22 protein-coding genes and 1 pseudogene are annotated in these 25719 nt (G+C 45.6%); 7 read left to right on the top strand and 16 right to left on the bottom strand.

All coding sequences use genetic code 11. The annotated features are described in order from the left end of the window. Positions 1-12 precede the first annotated feature (12 nt). The 4 genes from nrdG (at position 13) to SVI_RS13785 (ending at position 2810) form a co-directional block, all read left to right on the top strand. Positions 13-486, top strand: coding sequence for an anaerobic ribonucleoside-triphosphate reductase-activating protein (nrdG, locus tag SVI_RS13800; protein ID WP_013052199.1), 474 nt, complete (start codon positions 13-15; stop codon positions 484-486). Positions 487-600: 114 nt separating this feature from the next. Next, positions 601-957 carry a YibL family ribosome-associated protein gene (locus SVI_RS13795; RefSeq protein ID WP_013052198.1) on the top strand — a complete coding sequence of 119 codons (357 nt, stop codon included), beginning with the start codon at positions 601-603 and terminating at the stop codon, positions 955-957. Positions 958-1303: 346 nt separating this feature from the next. Further along, positions 1304-1921, top strand: coding sequence for a GTP cyclohydrolase II (gene ribA / locus SVI_RS13790; RefSeq protein WP_013052197.1), 618 nt, complete (start codon positions 1304-1306; stop codon positions 1919-1921). A 76-nt stretch (positions 1922-1997) separates the two neighbouring features. Beyond that, complete coding sequence (locus SVI_RS13785) at positions 1998-2810, top strand: hypothetical protein (RefSeq protein ID WP_041419959.1); 813 nt, start codon at positions 1998-2000, stop codon at positions 2808-2810. On the opposite strand, the gene SVI_RS13780 is transcribed toward SVI_RS13785, so the two are convergent. Continuing rightward, a complete protein-coding gene (locus SVI_RS13780) occupies positions 2787-3698 on the bottom strand; it encodes a LysR family transcriptional regulator (protein ID WP_013052195.1) in 912 nt (303 codons plus the stop codon). The genes SVI_RS13785 and SVI_RS13780 overlap by 24 nt on opposite strands. 163 nt (positions 3699-3861) lie before the next feature. On the opposite strand from SVI_RS13780, the gene SVI_RS13775 reads away from it, so the two are divergent. Next, positions 3862-4839 (top strand): zinc-dependent alcohol dehydrogenase family protein, encoded by a 978-nt coding sequence (locus SVI_RS13775; RefSeq protein ID WP_013052194.1) that lies wholly within the window; start codon positions 3862-3864, stop codon positions 4837-4839. A 93-nt stretch (positions 4840-4932) separates the two neighbouring features. Here SVI_RS13775 and SVI_RS13770 read toward each other — a convergent pair whose 3' ends face one another. Then, positions 4933-6462, bottom strand: a complete 1530-nt coding sequence (locus SVI_RS13770) for a DUF3612 domain-containing protein (protein WP_013052193.1) — start codon at positions 6460-6462, stop codon at positions 4933-4935. Positions 6463-6664: 202 nt separating this feature from the next. Here SVI_RS13770 and SVI_RS13765 point away from each other — a divergent pair, with 202 nt between their 5' ends. After that, positions 6665-7180, top strand: a complete 516-nt coding sequence (locus tag SVI_RS13765) for an aldolase/citrate lyase/malate synthase family protein (protein WP_013052192.1) — start codon at positions 6665-6667, stop codon at positions 7178-7180. A gap of 97 nt (positions 7181-7277) precedes the next feature. Here the strand turns inward: SVI_RS13765 and SVI_RS13760 are convergent, their stop codons facing one another. From SVI_RS13760 to SVI_RS13695, 14 genes and pseudogenes are all read right to left on the bottom strand, one after another. After that, positions 7278-7625, bottom strand: a complete 348-nt coding sequence (locus tag SVI_RS13760) for a VF530 family protein (RefSeq protein WP_013052191.1) — start codon at positions 7623-7625, stop codon at positions 7278-7280. Positions 7626-7753: 128 nt separating this feature from the next. Next, positions 7754-10162, bottom strand: a complete 2409-nt coding sequence (locus tag SVI_RS13755) for a S8 family serine peptidase (protein WP_013052190.1) — start codon at positions 10160-10162, stop codon at positions 7754-7756. A 667-nt stretch (positions 10163-10829) separates the two neighbouring features. Then, a complete protein-coding gene (locus tag SVI_RS13750) occupies positions 10830-11204 on the bottom strand; it encodes a rhodanese-like domain-containing protein (RefSeq protein ID WP_049791180.1) in 375 nt (124 codons plus the stop codon). A gap of 201 nt (positions 11205-11405) precedes the next feature. Next, positions 11406-12122, bottom strand: coding sequence for an SIMPL domain-containing protein (locus SVI_RS13745; protein WP_013052188.1), 717 nt, complete (start codon positions 12120-12122; stop codon positions 11406-11408). Between the two features lie 164 nt (positions 12123-12286). Beyond that, on the bottom strand, positions 12287-13534 hold the full coding sequence (locus SVI_RS13740; RefSeq protein WP_041420374.1) for an OmpP1/FadL family transporter: 1248 nt from the start codon (positions 13532-13534) through the stop codon (positions 12287-12289). 363 nt (positions 13535-13897) lie between these two features. Continuing rightward, a pseudogene (putP, locus tag SVI_RS13735) lies at positions 13898-15346 on the bottom strand (sodium/proline symporter PutP). Between the two features lie 138 nt (positions 15347-15484). After that, positions 15485-16189 (bottom strand): DUF3379 domain-containing protein, encoded by a 705-nt coding sequence (locus SVI_RS13730; RefSeq protein WP_013052185.1) that lies wholly within the window; start codon positions 16187-16189, stop codon positions 15485-15487. Beyond that, the gene (locus SVI_RS13725; RefSeq protein ID WP_013052184.1) at positions 16182-16745 is read right to left on the bottom strand and encodes a sigma-70 family RNA polymerase sigma factor; all 564 of its coding nucleotides are present in this window, start codon (positions 16743-16745) and stop codon (positions 16182-16184) included. The genes SVI_RS13730 and SVI_RS13725 overlap by 8 nt, the downstream gene beginning before the upstream one ends. 123 nt (positions 16746-16868) lie before the next feature. Further along, positions 16869-18566, bottom strand: coding sequence for a BatD family protein (locus SVI_RS13720; protein ID WP_013052183.1), 1698 nt, complete (start codon positions 18564-18566; stop codon positions 16869-16871). Then, complete coding sequence (locus tag SVI_RS13715) at positions 18560-20578, bottom strand: vWA domain-containing protein (RefSeq protein WP_013052182.1); 2019 nt, start codon at positions 20576-20578, stop codon at positions 18560-18562. The genes SVI_RS13720 and SVI_RS13715 overlap by 7 nt, the downstream gene beginning before the upstream one ends. A 2-nt stretch (positions 20579-20580) precedes the next feature. Then, positions 20581-21585 (bottom strand): vWA domain-containing protein, encoded by a 1005-nt coding sequence (locus SVI_RS13710; RefSeq protein WP_013052181.1) that lies wholly within the window; start codon positions 21583-21585, stop codon positions 20581-20583. Next, positions 21579-22103, bottom strand: a complete 525-nt coding sequence (locus SVI_RS13705) for a DUF4381 domain-containing protein (protein WP_013052180.1) — start codon at positions 22101-22103, stop codon at positions 21579-21581. Before SVI_RS13705 ends, SVI_RS13710 begins: the two co-directional genes overlap by 7 nt. Next, complete coding sequence (locus tag SVI_RS13700) at positions 22103-23032, bottom strand: DUF58 domain-containing protein (protein WP_013052179.1); 930 nt, start codon at positions 23030-23032, stop codon at positions 22103-22105. Before SVI_RS13700 ends, SVI_RS13705 begins: the two co-directional genes overlap by 1 nt. After that, positions 23033-23989 (bottom strand): AAA family ATPase, encoded by a 957-nt coding sequence (locus SVI_RS13695; protein WP_013052178.1) that lies wholly within the window; start codon positions 23987-23989, stop codon positions 23033-23035. It lies immediately after the preceding gene. Between the two features lie 418 nt (positions 23990-24407). Between SVI_RS13695 and fadI the strand changes: the two genes are divergently transcribed. Continuing rightward, positions 24408-25718 carry an acetyl-CoA C-acyltransferase FadI gene (fadI, locus tag SVI_RS13690; protein WP_013052176.1) on the top strand — a complete coding sequence of 437 codons (1311 nt, stop codon included), beginning with the start codon at positions 24408-24410 and terminating at the stop codon, positions 25716-25718. Position 25719: the final 1 nt, after the last annotated feature.

The following is a 25719-nucleotide window of genomic DNA, read 5'->3' as shown; positions in this document are numbered from 1 at the left end:
AAAATTCTCGCTATGAACTACCATCAATATTTTCCTGTGGATGTCATCAATGGGCCAGGAACGCGAGCGACTCTGTTTGTTTCGGGTTGCGAGCATCAATGCCGTGGTTGTTATAATCAGAGCACATGGAATCCAGATAATGGTCATCGATTTGACTTACAGATGCAGCAGCGAGTCATTAACGATCTTAAAGATAGCCGCATCAAACGCAGAGGTTTATCACTCTCAGGTGGCGATCCCCTCTATCCTGAGAATTTATCTGAGATACTCGCCCTGGTTCAGCGAGTCAAAAATGAATGTCCCGATAAAGATATCTGGTTGTGGACTGGATACAGATTAGATGAGTTATCCCCTGAGCAAAAGCGGGTAATAGATTACGTCGATGTCCTGATTGACGGTAAGTTTGAGCAGGAGAATGCGGATGTCAGTCTGGTATTTCGTGGTAGCAGTAATCAGGTAATTCACTATCTTGCAGAAAAGCGATAACTGTATTCATTCAGTTACTGTTATAATAGCGCTCATAGGATCTAACTAATTTTAAAAAACAGCCGCTTATTGAGGCTGTTTTTGCATTTTACAGAATATTTTTAAGGCACGAGCATGAATTTAAAAGAAGAGCTTCATGGACTTAGCGACAAGCTAGAACAGTTCCGTCGTAAATTAGCCGCAGCAGAAAAGCGCGGTGATAAGGGAGTGGCGTTGCAATTTAGGCAGGAAATAAACGCAGTGACTAAGCGTATTGCCAGCACTAAAACTCAGCAAACACGTGAATTGAGTAAGCAAGGCGGCTCAGTAGTGAGCTTGAAATTCAAGCGCCCTCTGACGAAAGCTGAGCAGGCTGATATGGGTAAACTCAAGAAGTCAGTAAAAGGACTCGTTGTGGTTCATCCTATGACGGCACTCGGTCGAGAAATGGGTATCAAGGTTGTAACAGGCTACGCAGCAAAAGAGTTTTAACTAGCGATTTCATCCTGGCTAGACGGTTATTCTTTAGCGAGCGACAGCATGTTTCTCTGTCGTCATCGGGTGTATTATTCCTCCTTAAACATGGGGAATGCTAGTATTAGACGTATCATTCTTACCTACCAAACGTAGAGGGAATGTGAGTACTTAGGTGAATCAATAGCCGATTAAAATGCTAAGGTATTTCACTTACTGGTAAAACCAGATAATATCCTCCCTTCACTGCAAGATAGAGTGAAAGGGTAGGATTATAAAGCCGTCGTTTTTAGACACAGGTCATTCTCGTTGTTTTTTCTGATTTATCGTCATCTCAGGGAAAGAGAGTCTTTAAGGTTATTTCATGTCGATCAAGTATATAGCTTCTTCAAAATTGCCAACGCCTTGGGGCGTGTTTGCTATGCATGGTTTTGAAGATACAGAGACTGGCAAAGAACATATTGCACTGACATTGGGTGAATGGGATAGCCAGAGCCCGATCCTTGGACGTATTCATTCAGAATGCTTAACCGGTGATGCACTATTCAGTCTACGCTGTGATTGTGGTTTTCAGCTGCAGACAGCGATGAAAAATATTGCCGATGTTGGTCAAGGTTTCATCCTTTACCTTCGCCAAGAGGGACGTGGCATAGGTTTGCTCAATAAGATTAGAGCTTATGAGCTGCAAGATCAGGGTGCTAATACCGTCGAAGCCAATGAAAAGCTGGGTTTTGCCGCCGATATGCGTAAGTACGATATGATCTTGCCTATGATGGAAAAGATAGGTATTCAGAAGGTCAAGTTGATGACTAACAATCCTCGCAAAGTGAAAGCGATGAAAGACTTAGGCATCGAGGTCGTCGAGCGTATCCCGCTACAAGTGGGCAAAAACCGCTATAATGAGTCCTACCTAAGGACCAAGTCTACCCAACTTGGACATCTGATGTCCGAAGATTATTTTGCTGATGAAGGCAAAGAATAACGTAAGTTATTGATTTTCCTTCATACAGTCGTTATATTCAGAACCATACTAATAATATCATTTCTATGTCTTATTTATGGTTCTGAAATCAGTTCTTATCCTTGCCACATTGCTCGGTTCTTTCTTCGCTTTTGCTGAAGAAGATTTTACTCATTACGCATTCGCAAATTATCTCGGTAGTGGTATCTATAAAACCTCAGGGCAGAACGCTGCTGTGGTTAACATACCTGTCAGTTTCGATCTCTATAACAATGACACCGAATCGCTTATCCTGCGCACCCCCATATCTCTAGGTTTTTTCAATTTTAAGTGGAGCGATCTTCCCGAGGGGGACTTGCCCTCTAGCGTCGGCACCATGACGATAACCCCTGGCATAGAGTATCGTATCCGCACTTCTGAACACCATGAATTCCAAACCTATTTTGATCTGGGTTATGGCAACAATTTCACTACCGGAACCAATGTCGGGATCTTGTCGGCAGGCGTCTCAAGCTTACTGGATTTTGAATTGAAACAGGCAGATCCTGTCTGGGTTAATCGACTGTTTTTTGCTGGCTATACCAGCTTCGATGGCAAGCAGAGTGAGACCTATTCGGCGATTCAATCCGGAATTGATATAGGCACAGACATACATTGGCGCTGGGATTGGTTAGGTGTCGATGTTGAGCCTAGGGTGTTTGCCGTTGGCTATTGGTATTTCGATAAACTCAGGTTCGCGATGCCATTTGGTGAAGATGTCCTAGTATCGAATAGTTTAGAAGTGGGCGCGACTTTAGCCTTTTCCAAGCCAATATTTTGGGAGTGGATGGGCATAGATAGGCTAGGTCTCAGTGTCAGGGCTGGTGATGGGATTAAGGCCTGGCGTTTACTCTTCGAGTTCCCTATCTAGATTCTCTCGGATAAAGTCCAGAAACACCCGAATTTTAGGTGAGATTAATTCCCTTTTTTGGTAGAGGGCATAGGTCGAACTCAAAGGGGCGCAGGGGCTAAAGGTGTCTTGTGCCAGTATTTGGACTAAGCTGCCATTTTTCAACTCTTCCTTTACGGCCCATAGCGGGATCAAGGCAAAACCTGCATCATTTAGCATGAGCTGTTTCTGGCCATTGACTGAGTTGACCGTGAGTCCTTCAGAAATGGTCAATTTTTTAAAAGCATGAGGAGCTGATGTCATCACCAACCATTCTCGCCAGCCGGCATAGCCATATTTGATACAATCAAATTCATGCAAGTCATTAGCCGACAGGGGTTGTCCATGCTGAGTAATGTATTGCGGGCTCGAACAGATCAAGAAGTTATTATCGGTCAGCTTACGGGCGATCAAGTTTGAGTCAGGTAGATGGCCGCTGCGTATAGCGATATCGACATTCTCCTCCACCATATCGATAACACGCTCGGTTAATTCCAACTCAATGTTTACTTCTGGATATTGACGTATAAATGCAGAGATCAATGGCAGTACGCAGCTTTCACCGAAGCCAACTGTCATGCTGACTTTCAAATGACCCTTAGGGTTTTTCTGCAACTCATTTACCGCCCTATGAGCCTCATCGAGTTCGGAGACGATACGCTGAGAATATTGATAGTAGGTTAAGCCTGCTTCGGTTAAGCCTATATTGCGGGTATTACGATTGAGTAAGCGAATACCAAGGTCTTTCTCTAGTGCCATCAATTGGCGGGAGATGGAGGAGGGCTGAATATCGAAAACTCGACTCGCTTTCGAGATGCTACCGGTTTCTACGACACAGTTAAAATAATGTAGCCGAGTCAGCATGCTCATATGTGTACCTCTCTATCTGTATGTATGAGCAGAATATCATTATTGCCTAAAAGACAAAAATGGTTTGTTTAGCCGTGCGTTGATGGTTGATTAGGCAATAACTAAACTAGCCTGACTAATGCCAATCGGTATCACTAGCCATTCAATGATAGAGACGAAAAATATGAAAGCCATGATCATAAAGCAACTGGGTTCCAGTCATGTGTTTCAACTGACCGAAAAAGTAAAACCTGTATTGAAACCAGGCCACATGCTGGTGGAAGTGAAAGCCAGCAGTGTGAATCCGTTAGATATCATGTTGCGCTCGAGCGATACCCCCTGGTCTGCTAATTTACCTGAAATACTTCACGGCGATGTGGCAGGAATTGTGAGTGAAGTGGCCGACGACGTCACTAGCTTAAAGGTTGGAGATGAGGTTTACGGCTGCGCGGGAGGAATCGCGGGTATCGATGGTGCATTAGCAGAATTTATGTTGGTCGATGCCGATTTAATGGCGCTTAAGCCCAAAAGCTTGACCATGAAGCAGGCTGCAGCCCTGCCTCTTGTGTCTATCACTGCATGGGAAGCCTTGTGTCATAAACTCAAGGTAAAGCAAGGAGATAAGGTTTTGATCCATGGCGCTACTGGCGGGGTTGGCCATGTGGCTATTCAGTTAGCCAAGCATCTTGGCGCAGAGGTCACGGCGACATCAACGCCGCGAAATATGAAACTTGCCGCCAGTATAGGCGCCGATAACTTAGTCGATATCAAGGCGCAGTCTGTGGCCGACTATGTTGAACAATATACTAATGGAGTGGGGTTCGATGCCATATTCGATCCCGTAGCCGGTGACAATATTCAGCTCAGTTTCGAAGCCGCTCGATTTAACGGGGCCGTCGCCACCACTTTACCCATAGATAATGTATTACAGGTGGCGTTAAAAAGCCTGAGTTTTCACAGCGTACTTATGCTTATTCCCCTGGTCGAAGGTATAAACCGACAATCTCATGGAGAAATTTTAACTCAGATTGCAGAGCTAGTAGATGCTGGCATTATCGAACCTCTGCTCGATGACTCTGACTTTACTATTTGGCAAGTCGCCGAAGCCCATGCTCGTTTAGAATCTGGCGTTGTGGTAGGGAAAATAGCGTTAAGGGTGTAGTCGTTCGCCTAGCTAGTGTTAACAGGTGCAGCATAAAAAGTGAACTAAAAGCCTAAATTGTGTTCAGGCTCTTGGTTTCATCAATTCAATTATCTACTCACATTGAGGCTTGCCTGCTTCATAACAAGTGGGCTGACGTGGACAGACTGCGCCTCTTGCACAGATGAGTCTGGCTTGAGTCTCTATGCCTCGCTCGACCCAGTTGATATTGAGAATTTTAGCCACACTGGTTAAATCCTTCTTTATTGCCTTGGGGATCTCGGCTTCGCCGCCATGCTTAACGCAAGCTTGTTTTAATTCAGCAGCTATCCCACTAGCGTCTCCTCCTTGAGCTTGGATAGCGGGGTTGAGATCTATGCCGGCACAGAGCACGTGATTATTGCCGGCCATATCTTTTACTCTTATGGACTCACAGCTGTAAATTCTAGGTTCATTATCGACATCGAGTATCGACAGTTGTGCAGATGAACCTGAGCTGTCTTCATTGATTTTTCTAAATACAGCCCAATGCTGACAAGGGTCTTGAACTAAGCGCATATTGCCCCAGGGAAGTGGAATACCGTTGCCGCGATAGACAGCTTTTAATTTTCCCGGCGCATAGGCATCGAAATAGTGCCAATGCGGATAGGGAGAGACAACGGTCATGCGGCGCATGGCCACCGATGCTGAGACTCCCACTTTTTCATGAACATTTATCTCATAGCCATGGCGATCTAACATCTGCCTGAAGGGGACTTTAGGGCAAAGTAGGGCACCGGCAAAGAAACTGGATTCAAAATCGCGCCAGGCGTGGAGAATATCCTGTGCATTTACCGTGGAAGACTGTGGCGTGCCATTGTCCATCTCTGTGCTGACCTGACTTTTTCCTGTGGTAAGCACAGATTTTAATCCATCCTTGTTGTGCAATACGCAGTGGCCTATGTGTACGGCCAGATCATACTTGAGTCGAGTCGGGTTAGATTTCAGGTGTTTATTAATATAGATGGTCGAAGGCGGTTCAAAAAATGACGTCACCAGCTGAGTCGAGGTGGCTCCCATCTCATCGATAACATCTTTTGGCGCTCGGTCGATCCATTTTATTTTAAGCCCCATCCCCTTAGCAATATCCATGATATCTTCCAGGGCGAGTGGTAGTCGTTTTAGGCCTATCTCTTCGGCTGCACGTTCGAGATCCGGAAAGTGATTCTGATGATGCTCCTGATGGGCGCGAATTAAAAGATGGGCAAACTGTCGTCCTGTGATCCCAGTTTGTGACAACATCTCAGGAATGGCAATCTGCAATATATCTTTAGAAAACAAAAAGCTTGGCTCCAGCGCCATGCCATTTATGCCACCACGGCGTCCTTTATCTGGCATGATAGCTTGCTCTTCCGGTACATCATCTAAAAACCAATCTACCTCTTTTTGAAATACTGCCGCGATGACGGCTAACATGCCGGCACTGGGGACTCGCTTGCCACGCTCTATCATAGACAGGTATGACACAGATGGGGCGGTTTCAGGGTCGACTCGTACACAACGCGCCGAAAGATCTTCCATGGTGAGATGGTTTCTTTTTCTTAGATTACGGATCTTGGTACCAAGAAAATGTGATTTTCGCATTAAGCTTTTTGTTGTTCTCATTTTGTAAAATTCACACTGTAAAATTTTTATTGTGAAATTGTAGTAAATTTTTCGCTAGACTACAAATCAAGCAATCGAGAAAGAATGAATTAAATGACTCACGTGAGATATAAATAAAAAATGCGTGATGATTCGACAGGAAATTTCTAGTCGTTTGTTAATAATGGAAAATAACCCGAGAGTGATTTGAGAGGATAAGGCTATGGAAATATCTACTATCAGTAATGAGTGCGGCGAGCAGAACTTTACAAACCTTATCAATGCCGGAATTGTTAATGTAAAAACATCAGAAGCCGTTACAGATATTGACACTATGGCCAATGCTAAACAGTTTCTTGATAACACATTTCCATTAGCTAAAGGTTCCCATAAAGAGGTGTGCAGTTACGTGGTTTACTACCAGCAACTCTTGATGTTTTTTTCCGACGGAAGCCATACGGGTCTAAAGGATTCAGGGCAATTTGTGGCGTTAAATGGTCATAAGAGTGAACCTGAAGCTATCTTGCTTAATAACAATGGTACCCATGTGGAATTGAGTTTCGATCGCGGTGGAAAAACGGGTAATAAAGACCAGGCTCACATAGATGATGTCAGGCTAGAAGGTCATGAATACTGGATTAGCTTGCTTAATGTTGAAGAGAAGCGAATCATTGAAAGCTCACAAACCTCACAAGTATTTACGGCCAAAGATGGCAGCGAGTATCCGCTTAAAGGCTAATTAACTCTTGATATAATAAAGCCGGACAGACGTTAAGGTCTATCCGGCTTCTTGATGTGCAATGTCATATCCCGGTAGCTAGGCTTTGTCTAAGCTGCTAGCTTCCCCAAATATTGGTATTCATCTGATCGCCATCATTGTCTGTTTCAGAACTTGCTCTGTTACTTGCCGCACGTAGACTCTTATCACTGGCTTGGTAGTGATCATCTCTTGGCTTTGTTGCCGGTAGAGGTAATTTATTCATCTTTAAATAAAGGTATTCAACCTTCTCTCTCGCCCAAAGGGTCTTACGTAGGAAGCGCAAACTGGATTTAATACTTGGATCATGATTAAAGCAACGAACATCGATGCGAGTGCCTAGCTCTTCCCAGCCATAATGTTCGACTAAGTCGGTGAGTAGGTCTGCTAGCTTGATACCATGTAGTGGATTGTTTACTTGGGTCATGAGTTCATAAGATTAATTGATATTGAGTTAATTATATCAGTTAACCAGCAAGATTGAACGGGGAGGTTTTATCTTGGCAAGAAAAGAGGGCACAGGGCCCTCAAAATATGGCTAAATCGGTACTAGGTTTACTGGAAACTAAGCTGCCAATTATTGATGCTACCAGTATCGCGGCGAGCATTGTCTATGGCCTTTAATGTCCATTCACCGGCAGATTCAACCCCCGTCATATCGACATTGTAAGTTTGAACCACATCGTTTGAGCTGCCGCCGGTATTATCGTGCAAGACAGTCAATTGGCCCGTTGGGCTATGTAGCTCTATTCGTAAGTCACCAATGTAAGTGTGGCTGATGTTAACCTTGACCGCCACAGTGCCTGAATCACCGGTTCGAGTAGCGGATATTGGGCTAGTGACACCCACAGAGCTGTTATCCGGAATCGAGTAGCCGTTAGTATTGCTGTAACTTGCTGGACCACCTGTGGTTGATTCAGTGAAATTAGCCACTAAGCTAACTCCGCTGAAGGCAGAGTAACCCTGAACCATAACGTAATAAGTACCTGCTTGTGCATCTGTGATAGGACAAGATTCACTGTTGCCGCCTTTCCAGGGGCGACAATCATAGCTGCTAGCCGTTGGCGCCGCAGCGTATTGTACATACAGATCCGCATCACCATCACCGCCACTCATGGTAAAGCTCAAATTTGTGGCATTAGCCGGGACATCGACTGAGAAATGCAGCTCATCATTGTTAGCGCCGGCTAAGTTTGTTTTAGCCACACCATTTTCGAGTACAAACTCTCCAGGACCCGTTCCCGGATCGGTAGGACCGTCACAAGATGCATCCAGGTAAGTGTTCGCTGCCACCGCATCGATAAGACCATAACCTGTCTTATCATCACGGCCGGCAATATCGAGATCTTCAGCGGTGACTTTCAATGCATTACGGATCTGAGCGGCGCTACACTGAGTATGGTAACTCCATACTAGTGTTGCCACGCCCGATACATGTGGGGTCGCCATGGAAGTACCGTTGTAATACGCGTAATCTTCATTGGCGGTATTGGCCACTGTAACAGTCGATCCTACTCGTGCCTTAAGTGCCTGACCGGTTGCGCGATCGACAGAAACAGAAACCAGTGGCGCTTCATTGTTGCTATCTATGATGAAAGGGTTTTGTAGCCCAGGAAGCTGGTTATTACCATAGACAATAACCGCACTTGCTCCTGCCGAGTTACAGGCTCTAATCGCATCGATTTCAGGGTAACTAGCGCCCTGATTACCGACACGTTCAATCAAACAAACCTTGGCCTTCATATCGCCACAAGTAAAGCTATTGCCAGAGACCGAACACTCAGCGAGTTCACCGGTTACACTGCCGTTAATAGGGGAATCAAGATGGCTGGCACCGGATTTTACATAACGCTTGTGTGGGACTATGCCATTATCGAAGTAGGACTGGCCATTAATTGTGATGTCGGCTAAACGTCCTTCACCTAAGGTAACAGTTGATAGAATAGCTTCACCTGGACCTGAGATCTCAACTTGATCTGTGTACTGGGAAAATGCCGCATGATCTTTGTTGTTATCAACGGCAGCGACAGACATTACCGCATCGTAAGATGCCGGGTAGCTGTGAGTACTGTCACCGGCGTTACCCGCCGCGGCAATCAACAAGATGCCATTATTTGCGTGGGCCGTCATGGCGTTCTTTTCTGTGATACTGGAATTGCTACCACCCAGAGACATAGTGACTAGATTTGCGCCATTACTGACACAAGTATCTATGGCCGAGACTAAAGAAGAAGAATATCCCCACCCAGCTTGGTTAAATACCTTGATAACATGAATGTTAGCTGTCTGGTTTGGCATCACGCCGACAACACCTGAGTTGTTCGCTATGGCGGCTATCGTGCCAGCAACATGAGTACCATGAGCATTATTCTTGCCAGGCTCGAACCAGTTACCCGTACCTGAATTATTGGTGCCTGTGACATTATTGCCACTTAAGTCACCATGATCACGATCGTAACCGGAATCGATAATACATATGGTGCGATTACCCGCCATGGAGTCACTCAAGCGGGTGGCACCCACATAGGTTTGACCCCATGGAGTGGTTTCACTCAGTAGGTGTCTGGGCATATCTTCTTCAACATAGTCAACATCTGAACGAAGGCGAAGGGAGCGAATACTTTTAGAGGCGAGTTTGGTTGTATAGCTGTTACTGCGGCCAATGCGCTTCATCTCTTTCGCCGACACACTGTTGAGTGCTCTGTGATGAGAAAATACTTCGTTAGTTCTTGGTACATAGTTCATCGTACTCATTCCATTAGCAGCTGATTGGAAATTAGCCGCGGCTTGAGCATTTTTAAATTTTACAATATAGCGCTTTGGTAGTGGGGATGCTTGTTCAAAACCTGTTTCACTCGATTGAAGCCCCGGGGTAAAGGTCGGTGCTGCCTGTACATTAGCTGAGATGGCGATTGCCAAGGCAGATAAGCTGAGTGCAATAGAATGCTTGTTACTTATTGTCATAATTGTCTTCCATGTTACTTAGAATTAATCATTATTATTAGATGGTTTTTTAGTCGAAACTAAAAAAAACCGGTCGATCCGCAGTGAATGTAACTATTTGTATCCAAATTGTAAAATCAATGTAAATCTAGGGTGGTTTGAAATTTATAGGAGGGAATATAAAACACGTTTGAATAATTACCCGATTTAAGTGGGTTTAATTTCGTAATTACGTGGGTGTTGTGAATTTTTATGCTGTTAATGATGAGGTTTATCTATTAGGTATGAAATATGAAAATAAACCCTCGCTGTGATTTCTATAGCACTTTCTTATTGTAAGATATTGAAAATGTAGGTTAATAGTATTAACACCTGTTGGTTATAATATATTCCTAAAAGTAATAAGGCTTGGGGCGATTTCTGCCATTAATTAAGGTTTGTCATAGAGTTAAGGAAAGTATTAAGCCTAATTTCAGCAGGATCTAGATGATAAAAAGTCTAAATCTGTCTTGTATGAGCAAAGGAGTGGCATGAATAAATAATCGAGAAGGGGAGTTTGGGAGAGCTACTAGAGTCTTAAAAGAGTGTGTCTGGGGGAGTCAGTGCTTTAGGCTAGGCGTTTAAGAAAATGTCGATAACTCCTAGGGTAGATTGAGTTATCGACATAAAATGATGAGCTGGCGCTTAATTATTGTTTATTATCTTGTTTAAACAGGCTCAAGGTTTCAAAGCCACCGCCATTGTAACTCTGAGTGTAACCTTCTGAGACTAAGGTATCGAAAGCGATACCGCTGCGTCGGCCACTGCGGCAATAGAGTACAATTTGTGTGTCTTTGGCGATATCTAAGGTGTTAATTGCCACCGCTATCTCTTCGAAAGGGATGTTGATCGCGTTATCTAGGTGTCCCGCTGCGAACTCCTCTGCCGTTCTAACATCGATCACAGTGGCACCCGCATTGATCTTATCCCATGCGACTTCAGGGTCTTTATCTGCCGCGAAAGCTAATTGGCTCATCAAGAGGCTAAATAACGCAAACATGACCATAAAGCTGTGGTTTTGCATACTTCTGTAGGCGGCACTTGTCAGATTCTTCACTTTGTTTTCCTTATATTTATGAATGAATAGGGTTATTTCTCTGCTAGGATTTTCGGCATAGCGCACTCGAATATGCATTAAGCAGCACAAGGACGAGTCTCAATTATGAGTATAGCGTTCGGGCTTCATGGGGTAAATATCTACCCCATGAAGCCTTGTCCAATCAAGTTAATCCTTGAGATAATAAGTTAAGGTAGAGACGACTCTCACACGCTTGATATAAGGGGTATTACTGTCCCTATCGGATATGCTGAATTGACCTTGAGAGGCACTTTTTATCTTGCCCAATACCGAATCTGAGTCTTGGGCAAACTTATTGGCTATTTGTCTGGCATTGGTCGTAGCAGCTTGCACCATAGCTGGCTTGACTGAATTTAGCTCAGTGAACAGGAACTCGGTCCTGTTGTTGTAATCTTCACTGGCGATGGCAATGCCTTCTTTAGCCAGTTCGAGCATATGTTGTCGGCTGTTTAATAGCAGTTCGACTCTCTTGGTATAAATAGAGATGGTCACTTTGGCTGCGTAGCGATATTTCACATTGGGATCGACATATCCCTGTGCTTGTCTGTCTTCGATAGAGGGGAGAGAGCTTGATATCTCATCGACAGTAAAACCTTGTTTAAGCAGGAAGGAGATCACCTTGTCTGTCTGGTTTTGTACCGTCTGATATAAGGCCGTGAGATCATTATCGACCTGGATAAAGCGGATCGGCCAAATAGCAATATTGGCTTTTACTTCCTGTTCGGCGAGTCCCTTGACGGTAACCGTTCTCTCCATAGATTTCATCTCAATTAGGCTATGTCCAATGCCATAGCCCAGAAGCGCCAAACCAAGACAGAGTAGTGAGCCTAAGATGAGTGCACTGATTGCGTTGTTCTTATTCATTAATCCAATTCCTTGAGCTGAAAACTGAAGGGATAATATAGTTTTTTTTACTGTTTCGATCTAGCTACAACTTCTAAAAAAGAGTAATGGCTGTAGATTTTGCTCCAGGCATGAAAAAGCCGCACTCAGTGCGGCTTTTCATGACTATCAAGGACTAAATAAATTTAGAACTGGTAGTTGTACTGCATAGAGTAGTAAGTCGCATCTGAGCGAGTCGTTGCATGGATATCACCCACAAGCCCACTGGATTCAATCAGAGATACATCTTCACCACGGACGAAGCCTAAGCCGAAGTCCAAGCTAGTGTTTTGAGACAGGTTATAAGTTACACCTGCTGTGTACCAATTACGGTCTGAATCAGGGATTGAGATAGAGCTTATCTCGCCCACGACACCTTGGTCATGCATGTAACCGGCACGAAGTGTCCAGCTATTATTGAGCGTGTAAGTACCACCTATGCTGAACAACCAAGAGTCATCCCATGCATAATGTTTAAGTTGTGCATCCACAGGATCTGAAACTGTAATTTCATCGAAATCAGCCCATGTTGTTAACTGAGCCGTGTAGTGAATGGCGAACTTGTCAGTTAACTGATGAAAACCGGCGACCTGGAAGATGTCTGGTAATGGGATAATGATCTCATCAAAGTCAACTCCAGCCATGGTGACATCACCGGATGCTTTAAATTCAGGACTTAAACGATAGCTTATTCCGAAGCGGTTATCGGCATTAATCTCGTATACTGCACCGACGATTCCGCCAAATGCTATGCCATCGGCATCAACATCGACAAGATCCACATCTATCGGAGCTCCAGTAATTGGACTTGGTACTGCACCGCCACGAGTCAAGGTACCTTGACCATAGATCATATCAACACCGGCACCGACACTGAAATGCTCGTTGAAACGGTATGAAGCACTTAGGTTGAAGTTGATTGTGGTTACTTCAGTTTTCCCAAGTAGATCGATAGGAGCTGGTAACCTGCCGCCAATGATGTTGTTAGAAAGTTCTGTAGTATCGGTACCTGTACCGAAGTTACTGAACATAGCTACACCGTAAGCAAACTTGTCGTTTACTGGATTGACATAATAAAAGTTAGGAATGACCTTAGCTTCTGCTGCATCATCCACTGAGCCATAGTTGGCACCAGAACCATGAGTTACATCGTTAACCTGAACTTGCACATCGGCGTAAGTCAGACCCATAGAGAGTTGCTGCTTATCAAACAGGGCCATGGCCGCAGGGTTGCGTGATAGTACTGAAGCATTGTCTGCGATGACGGCATCACCGGCGAAAGCACGGCCAATACCGGTAGCAGATTGGCTGTTTAATTGAAAACCAGCGGCTATAGCTTGTGAACTTGCAAGCGTAACTGCGATAGCTAAAAAAGTCTTGTTGAAGTTTTTCATCATTATCATCTCTGTAATTTTAGGCCCAATATTTCAAACTCAGCTTTTATCTGCTTTTTTACGTTTGATGGGGTTCACTTGTTAGACCAGTGCATCTTAGGCATGCTCGTACCCGGCAGCAACTCCGACCAGTGGTCACTTGCTGTTGTGATTTTGTTAATTTGATGGGGTGATTTATGACTGAGGATGTGTGTGTATTTTAATCATGAGCTGAAGGGCTTATCCCTAGGCGTATCAAGGCGTGTAGGTGTTTTAAATTTAAGTTGCGGGCTTGTAAACGTGGAGTCGAAAATAAATCATAAAAATAGCGTACACATGTACGCTATTTTAGTTCAGCAGGGAAAAATATCTTACTTTTAGGTATTACAATTTTGAAGTAAATACTCTAAATTGTTCTTTAACCTTATCAGAAGGTGCAGATATTTTACTCACAATCACGCCTGAGAGCGTTGCGAAAATGAAGCCCGGTAAGAATTCGTAGAGCTCGAAGATCCACCTGAAAGCTGTTTCAAATCACACAGTGAATGCACCGACTATGATAGTGGCTACCGCACCATTTCGACTGTAAGCACTCCAGAAAAGCGAGAGTAATACCACAGGGCCAAATGCCGCGCCGAAACCAGCCCATGCATAACTGACTAGGCCAAGTACGCTGCTTTCTGGGTTGAGTGCAACGATACCAGCGATAATGGCAATCGCCAGTACGCCGATACGGCCCACTAACATTAGCTCTTTACTGCTGGCTTCTGGGCGTAACCACTTCTTATAGAAATCTTCTGTGATAACACTAGAGCAGACTAGCAGCTGTGAATCTATGGTGCTCATGATGGCCGATAAAATAGCGGCGATAAGTAGACCGCCGATCCATGGATTGAATGCTGCATGTGCCAAGTGGATAAACACAGTTTCTGGATTGGCCAATGGATCGTTGGCGAAGTACAAGCTGCCGGCAATGCCCGTTGCCAAGGCACCTGCTAGTGCGATTAACATCCAGCTCATGGCGATACGACGTGATAGCGGAATATCATTGGCATTTTTTATGGCCATGAAACGTGACAAAATATGTGGTTGGCCGAAATAGCCTAAGCCCCATGCCAGTAATGATACTAGGCCAATCGCAGTGGTGTTTTCATGAAACATAGACAACATAGCCGGGTCAATATTGGCTAAACTCGTTTGGGTTTCGGGCTGGCTGAAGATGGCTACCGGCACTATCAATAGGGCGATTAACATCAGACAGCCCTGAAAGAAATCGGTCCAACTGACGGCAAAGAAGCCACCGACAAAGGTGTATGCAACAATAATGGTTGAGCCAATAATCAGCGCTAAGGTGTAATCGAGGCCGAAGACTTTTTCAAACAGTATTGCACCGCCTACCATGCCTGATGAGGCATAGAAGGTGAAGAAGATTAGAATTGTGACCGCTGAAACCAGTTTCAGTAAGCCTTTACTGTCTTCGAAACGTTTCTCGAAGAAGTCGGGTAGGGTTAGGGCGTTATCGGTAAATTCCGTGTATATACGCAGACGCTTGGCGACGAAGAGCCAGTTTAACCAGGCACCAAAGACCAGACCTATGCCAATCCAGGCTTCGCCTAACCCACCTAAGTAAACTGCACCAGGCAAGCCCAGTAGTAGCCAGCCAGACATATCAGATGCGCCAACACTCAAGGCCGTCACTGCAGGGCCCATGCCTCTGCCACCCAATATGTAATCGTCGACGGAATCTGTCGCTTTATAGGCCCATAAACCTATGCCCATCATTAGGGCGAGGTAGCCGACGAAAGTAATTAATATCGGTAATTCAATATTCATGCTCAATGCCATTATTTTTTATTTTTCAAAATGTGGGCGACATGCTAGCAGATGTTTGAGGTTAAGCTCAATATTGAATGACTATCTGCCTCAGAAGGGGCCAGTGGCGGCATGATGCCACCACTGGGTGTTACGGGTTTAGATAAATATTTGTTGGATCTCTTTTTTGACATAGTTTAGGTCGGAATTATCTTCGCCAACCAGTAGCATATAAGCCTTATCGGTCACGAAACCTCTTCCTAGGTACTTGTTATCCTTGAAGGCTTGTTCGAGTACCATGCGATCCTCAATGGGGACGATAAATAGGGTGACCTTGCCATGCTCTCCTTGCATAACCAGATGCAGACTCTTCACGCCTTGAAAGTCACAAAAACTGCTGTAATAAAGCTTACCGGGTTGTTGGGTAAATTTGGCATTGCCAATTGTGCTCATTGAGGCCAGTTGAAAGTTAACATCCTTAAAGCTGATGTCTTGATCTAAGGTCAGTGCTTTCGTCTCATGATACACATGGGCGAGGGCATGTTGTCCTAGATCGACCGGGGCCATTCTTAGAAGAGTGAAACTTATTCCAGCTATAAAAGCGACAGATGCGACCAGCGCTAGAGTAAAACCTGACTTACGTCTCAGTCTAGAATGCTGATGAAGCTGTTGGTTGAGCAGTAACCTGGCGGCTAAATCTTCCGGCACATCAATTTTTAAGGCCCGCTCCAATTTACGGTCGAGATTTTTGAGGTCGTTGACGAAAGATTCACGTTCAGGAATGGCTTGCATTGCCGCTAAAAAATCATCGTCCTGACAGTTTGGCTCTGTGTAGGCCTGGCGTCTAAACTTCAGCTCATCCATTGGATTGACCTCTTACTTGTGGTTTTTCTATTAAATCTTTTAACTGGTTTCTGGCACGAAAGAGTCGAGTCATCACAGTATTCCGGTTGAGCGCTAATATGTTTGCAATCTCCTCACCGCTGAAACCCCCAATAACTTGTAAAATTAACGGTTCACGGTATTCGATCTCTAATTTTGAGATTAGCCTGCGGATCAGGTACTGCTCTGCGTTATCTTCGGTACTAGTGGATAAATGGTCTTCCAGTTGATCTTGCTCAATATCTGAGTAATCAAACTGCTTCCTCTCGAATCGACGGGCATTCTCTCTGCGCACTATGGTGATAAGCCAGGCCTTAGCCGCCTTATCATCTTTTAATGAGTCGAGTGAGCGCCATGCCCGAAGAAAGGTCTCCTGAGTGATATCCTCCGCAATATGCTTATCTCCGCATAACCAGTAGGCGTAGCGGAAGATATCGGCATGGAGTGCCCTGACAAGGCTATCGTATCGTCTTTGTTTACTTAGCATGTCAGAATTGACCGAGGAACTGGGTTTTTTATTTCGCAGGCGATTAAACATTTTTTAAATTGACGCTCGATTAATGACCATAATATTGGCTAGCTTAACCTGCTGGGAGGGAATGGCAAGAAGTTAACTATTAGAAAGTACTAGGTTAACTTCTTGCCGTAGGTATCGAGAGGCCTATTTAGGATTAAGATCCACCAGAGCAGAGACTCGTTGCTGAGTCTTTGTGACTTGAGATGACTTCACCGCCTGAATAATCATCTGATAATCTAGGGGAGTTTGCTGCTTACTGAAGGCACAAATCTGTAGCTGCGAGATACCTTGGTTTAATTCAAGGGATAATCCGCCAATGTCGGCAAGACTCATGGAACGTGAATATTGTTCACTGTAGTGAGCCTGAAGCGCCGTTAATACTTTTCCGGGGTTTTCCTCTTTACAGGCAGTTTCCAGTGTCGACAGGCTATTTTGTTGTTTAGTCGTTAGGACGGCAGAGGCAGTTGTCTGAACATTATCTTTGCTCCTCGCCGTGTGCACTATATTTGGGTTTAATGTCGAGTCGAGTTGATTAGCCGAGAGCTGTTTAACCTGTCCACGACTCTTTTGCCAGAGCATTAAAGTGGCCAACCATAGGCTGGCAAAAATTAAGCTTAGCCAAGGCCAGTAAGCGGATTGACTGGTATCAGAGCTGGTATTTATCTGAGGCAGGTTCACTTCAGGTGTATCGCTGGCAATAACTGTGATGGTTCTGGCGGCAAGCGTCGCTTGTTCTTGGCGTTTGGTGTGTGGATTCCACCAAGGCACTGTGATGGCTGGTAAGGTGTATTCTCCGGCTTTGGTTGGCACTATGGCTAAGGTTTGGATCAGCTGTGACACCATTTGTTTATCGCGTAAGAAGTTCTTGCGTACTGGCTTCTCTGGATAGGTTTTAAGGCCTTGGGGTACGGGTATTAGCATGTCCGGTAAGCTAGTTTCATCTGTATTTGATGCGATTAAGCTAATGGTGCGTGTGATAGGGTTGCCGACCTGATATTCCTGAGTCTCTTCCGGCCAGTCTTCATGTAGCGCAACCAGATCTGACACTAACCATTCCCCGTGATACTCCTTGGGGATCGGGTTAATGAGTAAGATAGATTTTGCGGCTCTGGCTTCCATGGGACGGCTTTCATTGAAAGAGAACATGCCGCCTCGACGAGAGCCTTGCACTAATACATCACCCGCAAACCCAGTACCGTCTATGGTGAGTTCTCCAGGTTGATCGGCAATGATGCCGTATGTGCGCTCTATGACTCGATAACGGCGGCCATTGAAGAGCTCTGTGGTATCGATATCTTCACCCAATTGCTTAATTTGTGCTCCATCTAAGTTAGGGGCACTTAATACGCCTCGCTGAAGATCCACCGCTAAGTAGAGTTTCACTTTATAGGTGATGAGTTGTCCCACATAGGCTTCTTCAGTGGATAAGCTGGTGCGTATGAAGAGGCTCTTCATCTGCAGAGGCTGACTGCCTGAAGCGACGACACTGAGTTCGATAGGTTTAGATTTGACACCGTCTATGCTCAAAGATGGGATCAGGAGGTTTCCCGAGTGTTTAGGTGCCAGAAGAATTTGCCAACGAGTTTGTTTTTTCGAGTCGAAATTAACTATCTGAGTGCTGCGACTGACACTGGTACGTCCCACGATAAAGTCTTTGAGCAGGGGAGATGTATCTAGCTCCCCGGTTTGGATATTATCGTCGGCACTGATGCTCAGTACTAGGTATTCCTTTTCAACGGCAGGGTTTCTGTCGACAGATGTTTCCAGCTGGCTAATGGCAAAAGTTGGGATGGAGAACACTAGCGTCACTAAGGCTAGTAATAAACGTTTGGAAACTACCATTGCTGCTGATCCTTAGAGTTGGCATTGTGTCTTGCACGTTTTTGATATTCGAGTTGCATCTTATTTCTCAGTAAAACTTGAGGGTCGTCGACTAGCGCTCTTAATGCCCGCTCCATCTCGGGAGGCAGCGCTTCTGGTCCTTCATGGATTTGAGCCGCTTGTGCTTTGGCTTGGGCATCTTCATCTGGATTGTCATCGGCTGCTTGTGGGTTTTGAGAGGCCGTCTGCTCTTGTGCTTCTTGCTGCTGGTCATCGCTGCTGGCAGGTTTATTTCGCTCACTGTCTTGCTTATCTTTTTCAGCATTAGCTTGAGACTGCTTTTTATCCGGATCGGCCTGCATGTCGGAATCGTTACCGTTATTTTTTGAGGGCTTATCTTCCTGGCTCTGATCTCCCGCATTCTCTTTATCAGATCCACTGTCCTCTTGTGACTCATTGGATTGTGATTGCTGGTCTTGCTTAGATTCTTGCTGTTTGTCTTTGTCAGATTTTTTGTCAGATTTTTTGTCAGAGTCTTGGTCTGATTTGTCCTGCTGTCTGTCTTCTTTGTCGCCTTGGTTTTTATCAGACTGATTTTTATCTTGTTCGGACTCATCGTTTTTCGACTTATCTTGGTCTGACTTATCCTTGTTTGATTTGTCTTGATCCGATTTATTTTTATCCTGGCTGTCTTGCTGCTGGGCTAATTTTTTGGCAAGCTCGAGATTATCTTTTGTGCCTGTTAACTCAGGGCTTTGTGCTAAAGCATCTTGATAACGTTTTATCGCCTCATGGTATTTGTTTTGCTGCATCAAGGTATTGCCTTGATTGTACAAGCCACTCGCCGAACCATCCTGTTCGAACAATGGTAGAGCCTCATCATATTTTCCAGCCTTATACAGGGCACTGGCTTGCCATTGAGGAGATTTAAAGGAGTCTGACGCCTGGTCAAAATTCTCTGCTTGATAGGCTTGCATGCCTTGTTGATCTTGGGTTTGCCAGAGATCGTCCCAGCTAGATGCCTGAACCGGATTGGGAATATAGATGATACAGACAGCGATAGCAGCAACCAGGCCATGCCTAAAACTGAGCAATACAGGAAGCAGGAGTAACAGCGCGATATAGGGACCAGCATCTTGCCAGATCTCACCGTCCAGTTCAGTCGCCTTAGTATCGCCGGTAGACGATAGCCAGGTCTGTATCTGCTCGATATCTTGATTATCACTTCTATAGGGGATCAATACGCCATCTGCAGCCTGTGCCAGTTCATTAAGTAGCGAGTAGTTGGTCTTAGCAACGACAACTTGGTTGGCATGATCTCGCAGCAGCTGACCATCCGGCAGGCGAATGGGTGAGCCTTGCTTACTACCAAAAGCCATGATTGCTAATCGATACTGGGTGCCCTCTAATACCGCTTTTGCACCGTGCATCTGCCGAGTAGATAGGCCATCTGTGAGCAATAAGATATCACCGCGAATGTGTCCGCCCTGAGCGAGTAAGTTTTTTCCTCGCTCTAATGCTGCTACTAGGTTAGAGCCTCGAACCGGCATGATGTTCGGTGATAAGGTGGGCAGTAGATTGAGTAAGGTTGCTCTATCTCGGGTTAAGGGGCTGATAGTAAAAGCATCCCCGGCATAAGCTATGAGTCCGGTTTCACCCTCTTTAAGCTCACCGATGAGATCGGTGGCTTTAAATTTGGCTTGTGCCAATCGATTGGGAGCCAGATCGGTCGCGTACATAGACTGAGACATATCCATGACGATAACTCTGCCCTGGGCCGCTTCAAATACCGGCAAAGACTGCTTAGTGAAAGCGGGTCCCGACAAGGCAAATACGGCCACGAGCCAAGCCAATCCGAGATACCATAACTTGCTCGGTTTAATCTCCTTAGCCTGGGTGACTAATAGCCTGGCTAGATGGGGGGCAATGTAACGGTTCCATGTCGAATTTTTTCGCTCTCGATGCCATAGCAAGAGAATGAGTAATATCAGGGGGAGTAGAGCAAAAAACCACTCAGGGCGAAGAAAATGCATATTTATCTGTCTCCTCGACGGGCTGTTAGCCATTGAACGGGTCGATTAAAGAAGGGGAGTTGAGATAGCGCCATTAAGATGGTGATCAATAAGGCGGCAGCCAATGGCAGGTAAAAGAGTTCCGATTGAGGTCGATAGCTGAGTTGATCTCGGCTAATAGGCTCAAGTTTATCAATTTCTTGATAGATCTGTTGCAGATCCTGAGAACTTCTGGCTCTGAAATATAAGCCACCTGTTATTTTTGCCAGGGAGCTAAGTTGTGCCTCATCGAGATCCATCGATGGATTGACTCTTTCTGTACCGAAGATAGAACGTCTCTCCATAACGTCTGCGCCGACTCCGATGGCGTAGATTTTCACGCCTCGCTTCGCGGCGATAGCGGCGGCTTGCTCGGGAGAGATGGAACCTGAATTGTTGGAGCCGTCGGTGAGTAGCACTAAAATTCGATTACTCTTGTCCACCATGTCGAATCGCTTCACCCCTAAGGCAATCGCTTCGCCGATAGCGGTTTGTTTGCCGACTAATCCTATCTGAGCTTCCTTTAAAAACTGAGCAACAGAGCGTCTATCTTGGGTCAATGGTGCCTGTAGATAAGCATGATCTGCGAACAGGATAAGACCTAATTTGTCTCCCTTACGACGCTCGATAAAGTCACTGACAACATCTTGTATCATGGTAAATCGATCCACTGCTTGTCCGTTGAGCACCATGTCTTCAATTTGCATACTGCCAGAAAGATCCACCGCTATCATAAGATCACGGCCCTTACTTGGCAGTTCGATAGCATCACCCATCCACAAGGGTCGTGCGACGGCAATCACTAACAGCACCCAGACTAGCCAATATGCTTTACGGGAATGACTTGATTGCTGAACTTGCTCGCTCCCATTTTCGCCGATGCCGGGCAGGTGAAGGTGTCCGCTGATCTCTATTTTTTGTTGCTGTTTTCTGAAGATGAGTGGCAATGGCAGGAGTAAGAGCAGCCAGGCCCATGTGAGAGTCAGCATTGTGCCTCCTTGTTACTGGTACTGATATTCTGAAGGTCCTTTTGCAATGGTAAGGCTTGTTTAAGCCAATTTGTGGCTAAGGTTTTGAGCTCTTCGGCTTCATTTTGAGTCAGGCCCTCTCTTTGATAGCGTCTGTCCAGCAGGGCTTTTAGACGTGGATTAGAACGCTTAACTTGCCGCGCCATCCATTGGTGCCAACTGTCGCCCTCAAGACCCGCAATCTGCTCTCTGGAGAGGTAACTCATGGCTGCGCGTTTGATTAAGGCATTTATCTGGACTGGAATATCGGCTGAATTCTTATCACTAGATGTGTCCAATGAAGCGACGGCTGATAATACTTCGCGTTTTGGTGCCCTGTGGCGCCTTGCTTGTTTGAGCTTGAAGATTAGCGCCGTGAGGCCGATTAATATCAGTGTAAGCACCAGCCAGTAACCTAAGGCTATGGGCATGTTACTGATGACCTCGGGTGTATGAATATCTTTCAATGCGGTGAGGGCAGGATTGGCAGTAGGCTGCATTATCTTAACGCTCCAAGTTGATCGTTAAGGCTCATGCCTGCATCTAATGTGCGTGTGTGAACATTTAGTTTTTGCATCATTTGAGTAAACTGCGCTTGGGTCTTAAGTTGTTGTTGCAACCAGGAATCATAGCCAGCCCGGTTGAGGGTCAGTTCCTTGTTGCCATCTTTAACCGGCAGTTGGAACTGTTTGGGCAGCTTTAAGTTACCTTGCCTCAGGGGATCTGTGATTAAGAAGGCCCCCATATCGCAATGGCGTTTTAGATCCGACAGAGGTGCAAGACAAGATTCGTTAAAATTGCTGCCATCGCTGATTATCCAGATCAATGAGCCTGGCTTGGCTATGCGTCTAAGCCTTTGACATGCACGAAACATATGCTCAGGTTCAGCCTGATGTGTGGTCAGCCTAGCCAGCTGTTGCTTATGCACAGATTCGATGGCAGAGATAAGCTGCAAGATGCCTTTTTGACGGCTTCTGGGCTTGAGCTCAAGATGCTCATCTTCGGTGGCAATCAAAGCACCTAATCTGTCGCTGTGGAGAATAGCACTCCAACCCAAAGTGGCAGCCAGATGCGCAGCCTGTACCGATTGCAGCAGTAAGCTGGAACCAAAATAGAGGCTGTGGCTGAGATCGAGTAAAATCAGTACCGGCCGCTCTCGCTCCTCAACGAAGAGCTTAGTATGAGCCTTACCCGTACGGGCCGTGACGCGCCAGTCTATGGTCCTGACATCATCACCGGGTTGGTATTGCCGCACTTCGGCAAATTCCATTCCCCGGCCTTTAATTAGGCTGGCCCTATGACCCGAAAGACTTGCACGGGCTTTAGAGCGCCTCTCGGGAAGCGCTCTGGCGATATTTTGGCATGCTAACAGCTCTTTTTGATTCAGGTTTACCCCGTCGGCAAAAAGAGGGAGGACTATTTCTGACACTTAAGGCACCGCGACTTGAGACAAAATATAATCGATGACTTGGTCGCTGCTCACGCCTTCGGCTTGGGCCTGATAACTTAGCAGTAACCTGTGTCTCAATACGTTGGGTGCCACGGCTTGAATATCTTCCGGTGAGACAAAATCGCGTTTCTGCAACCAGGCTCTGGCTCGGGCACAGCGCTCTAATGCGAGTGTGGCTCGCGGGCTGACACCATATTCAAGCCAACTGGCTAGCTCATCGCTGTAACGCTGAGGTTGTCTGGTCGCCATGACTATATCGACGATGTACTTTTCTAGAGGCTCGGCAAGATAGAGTTCCAGTGACTCTTCACGGGCTTCGAAAATATCTTTTTGAATGATAGGTTCTACGCTAGGAGCGGCTTGCTTTAAGGCTTCTTTACGTGACATACGCATGATCTCGAACTCAGTTTCCGCATCGGGATAATCTAGGTTGAGATGCATAAGGAAGCGATCTAGCTGTGCTTCGGGTAATGGATAAGTCCCTTCATTCTCTAGGGGGTTTTGCGTCGCCATGACCAGAAACAGCTCTGGTAATTTATAGCTATTCTTACCTACGGTAACCTGACCTTCTCCCATAGCTTCCAGCAGAGCCGATTGAACCTTGGCGGGGGCACGGTTTATCTCATCGGCTAAGATAAGATTGTGAAAAATCGGTCCGGCTTCAAATTCAAATGTAGCCGTTTGAGCACGATAGATATCGGTTCCGGTTAGATCAGCAGGTAACAGATCTGGAGTAAACTGAATTCGGTGGAAGTCACCTTCTACGCCGTCACATAGGGCTTTTACGGCTCGTGTTTTCGCAAGTCCCGGAGGCCCCTCAACGAGTAAATGTCCATCTGCGATCAAGGCTATTAATAAGCTTTCTGTTAGGACCGGCTGTCCCAAAATGACCTGGTTTAGGTATTCGCGTAATGCGTGAAATCGACTTAAAGGCATGATGCTACTCAGTTTGTTTTTCATTAGTTAAGTTATAGGCCAACGACATGGTAGAAAATTCATATAGGGTTTGGCTAGTACCAATTCTCTTTTTGCGCATAAAGTCATATTACTTGTATGACTTAGTCATATGCTTCATTGCCGCTTTAGCTAGATTTAGATATTTATAATATGCATAAATAGGACAAGATAAATCAAAATAAATTTCATTAAGCATTGTTAATAAAGGTTTTTATAATATATGTCAGTCTAAAAACCAAACAGATGTTTAAAACTTTGGTGTAAGAAGTTAGAATCAGATCACACTTTAATGGTCAGACCTGTTAAATGCAGTACAGTCAGGCAGATTAAAAAGCAGCACGGAATAATAGCGTCAATAGCTAAATATCGGCTAAACGTAATAAGAAGAGGGCGGCAAATGAGTCACAGACAACAGGTAACGAACGCCAAGGGCGATCGTATTGCGATAGTAATGGGTTTAAGAACTCCATTTGCTAAACAAGCTACGGCGTTTCACGGTGTTTCGGCACTGGAAATGGGTAAAATGGTCGTTAACGAGATGCTGTCTCGTTCACAGATTGATCCTAAGGAGATAGAGCAGCTTGTATATGGTCAGGTTGTTCAGATGCCTGCAGCGCCCAATATTGCCCGAGAAATTGTTTTGGGAACAGGCATGAACGTGAGCACCGATGCCTACAGTGTTAGCCGTGCATGTGCCACTAGTTTTCAGTCTACTGTGAATGTTGCCGAGTCCATTATGACGGGTAATATCGATATCGGTATCGCCGGTGGCGCAGATTCCTCTTCAGTGCTCCCCATAGGTGTCTCCAAGAGATTGGCTCATGCGTTAGTCGACCTTAACAAGGCTCGCTCATTTAGTCAGAAGCTGGCTATCTTCAGACGCTTAGGTTTAAAAGATTTGTTGCCGGTGCCGCCAGCAGTCGCTGAGTTCTCTACCGGCATTTCCATGGGCCAAACCGCAGAGCAGATGGCTAAGACTTATAACATTAGCCGCGCCGACCAAGATGCCTTAGCACACCGTTCTCATACGCTTGCGACAGAGACCTGGAATGCGGGCCATCTTAGAGATGAGGTCATGGCAGCCCATATTGCGCCTTATAAAAGCTTTATTGATCGTGATAATAATATTAGAGAAAATTCTACCCTAGAATCCTATGCCAAACTAAGACCTGCGTTCGATCGCAAACATGGCACAGTTACCGCGGCAACCAGTACGCCATTAACCGATGGTGCTTCGGCGGTGTTAATGATGAGTGAGAGCCGCGCTAAAGCACTTGGCTATGACCCCATTGGTTACATCAAGAGTTATGCATTTACTGCCATCGATGTGTGGGAAGACATGCTGATGGGCCCATCATATGCGACGCCGCTGGCACTGCAACGTGCGGGTATGGAGCTCGAAGATCTGACCCTTATCGAGATGCATGAAGCCTTTGCTGCACAAACCCTTGCCAATATGCAGATGTTTGCCTCGAAAAAGTTTGCTGCAGAGAAACTCGGCAGAAACCGAGCCATAGGTGAGATAGATATGAGTAAGTTTAATGTGTTAGGTGGCTCACTCGCTTATGGTCATCCCTTTGCTGCTACGGGGACTCGATTAATTACCCAAGTCTGTCGTGAGTTAAAACGCCGAGGTGGTGGTACTGGATTGACCACGGCCTGTGCGGCTGGTGGCTTAGGTGCAGCAATGATAGTAGAAGTGGAGTAAC

It is taken from the genome of Shewanella violacea DSS12 (assembly GCF_000091325.1).
Lineage (GTDB): Bacteria > Pseudomonadota > Gammaproteobacteria > Enterobacterales > Shewanellaceae > Shewanella > Shewanella violacea.
The sequence above is the reverse complement of the archived record's forward strand: the minus strand, read 5'-3'. Positions and strand labels throughout refer to the sequence as shown.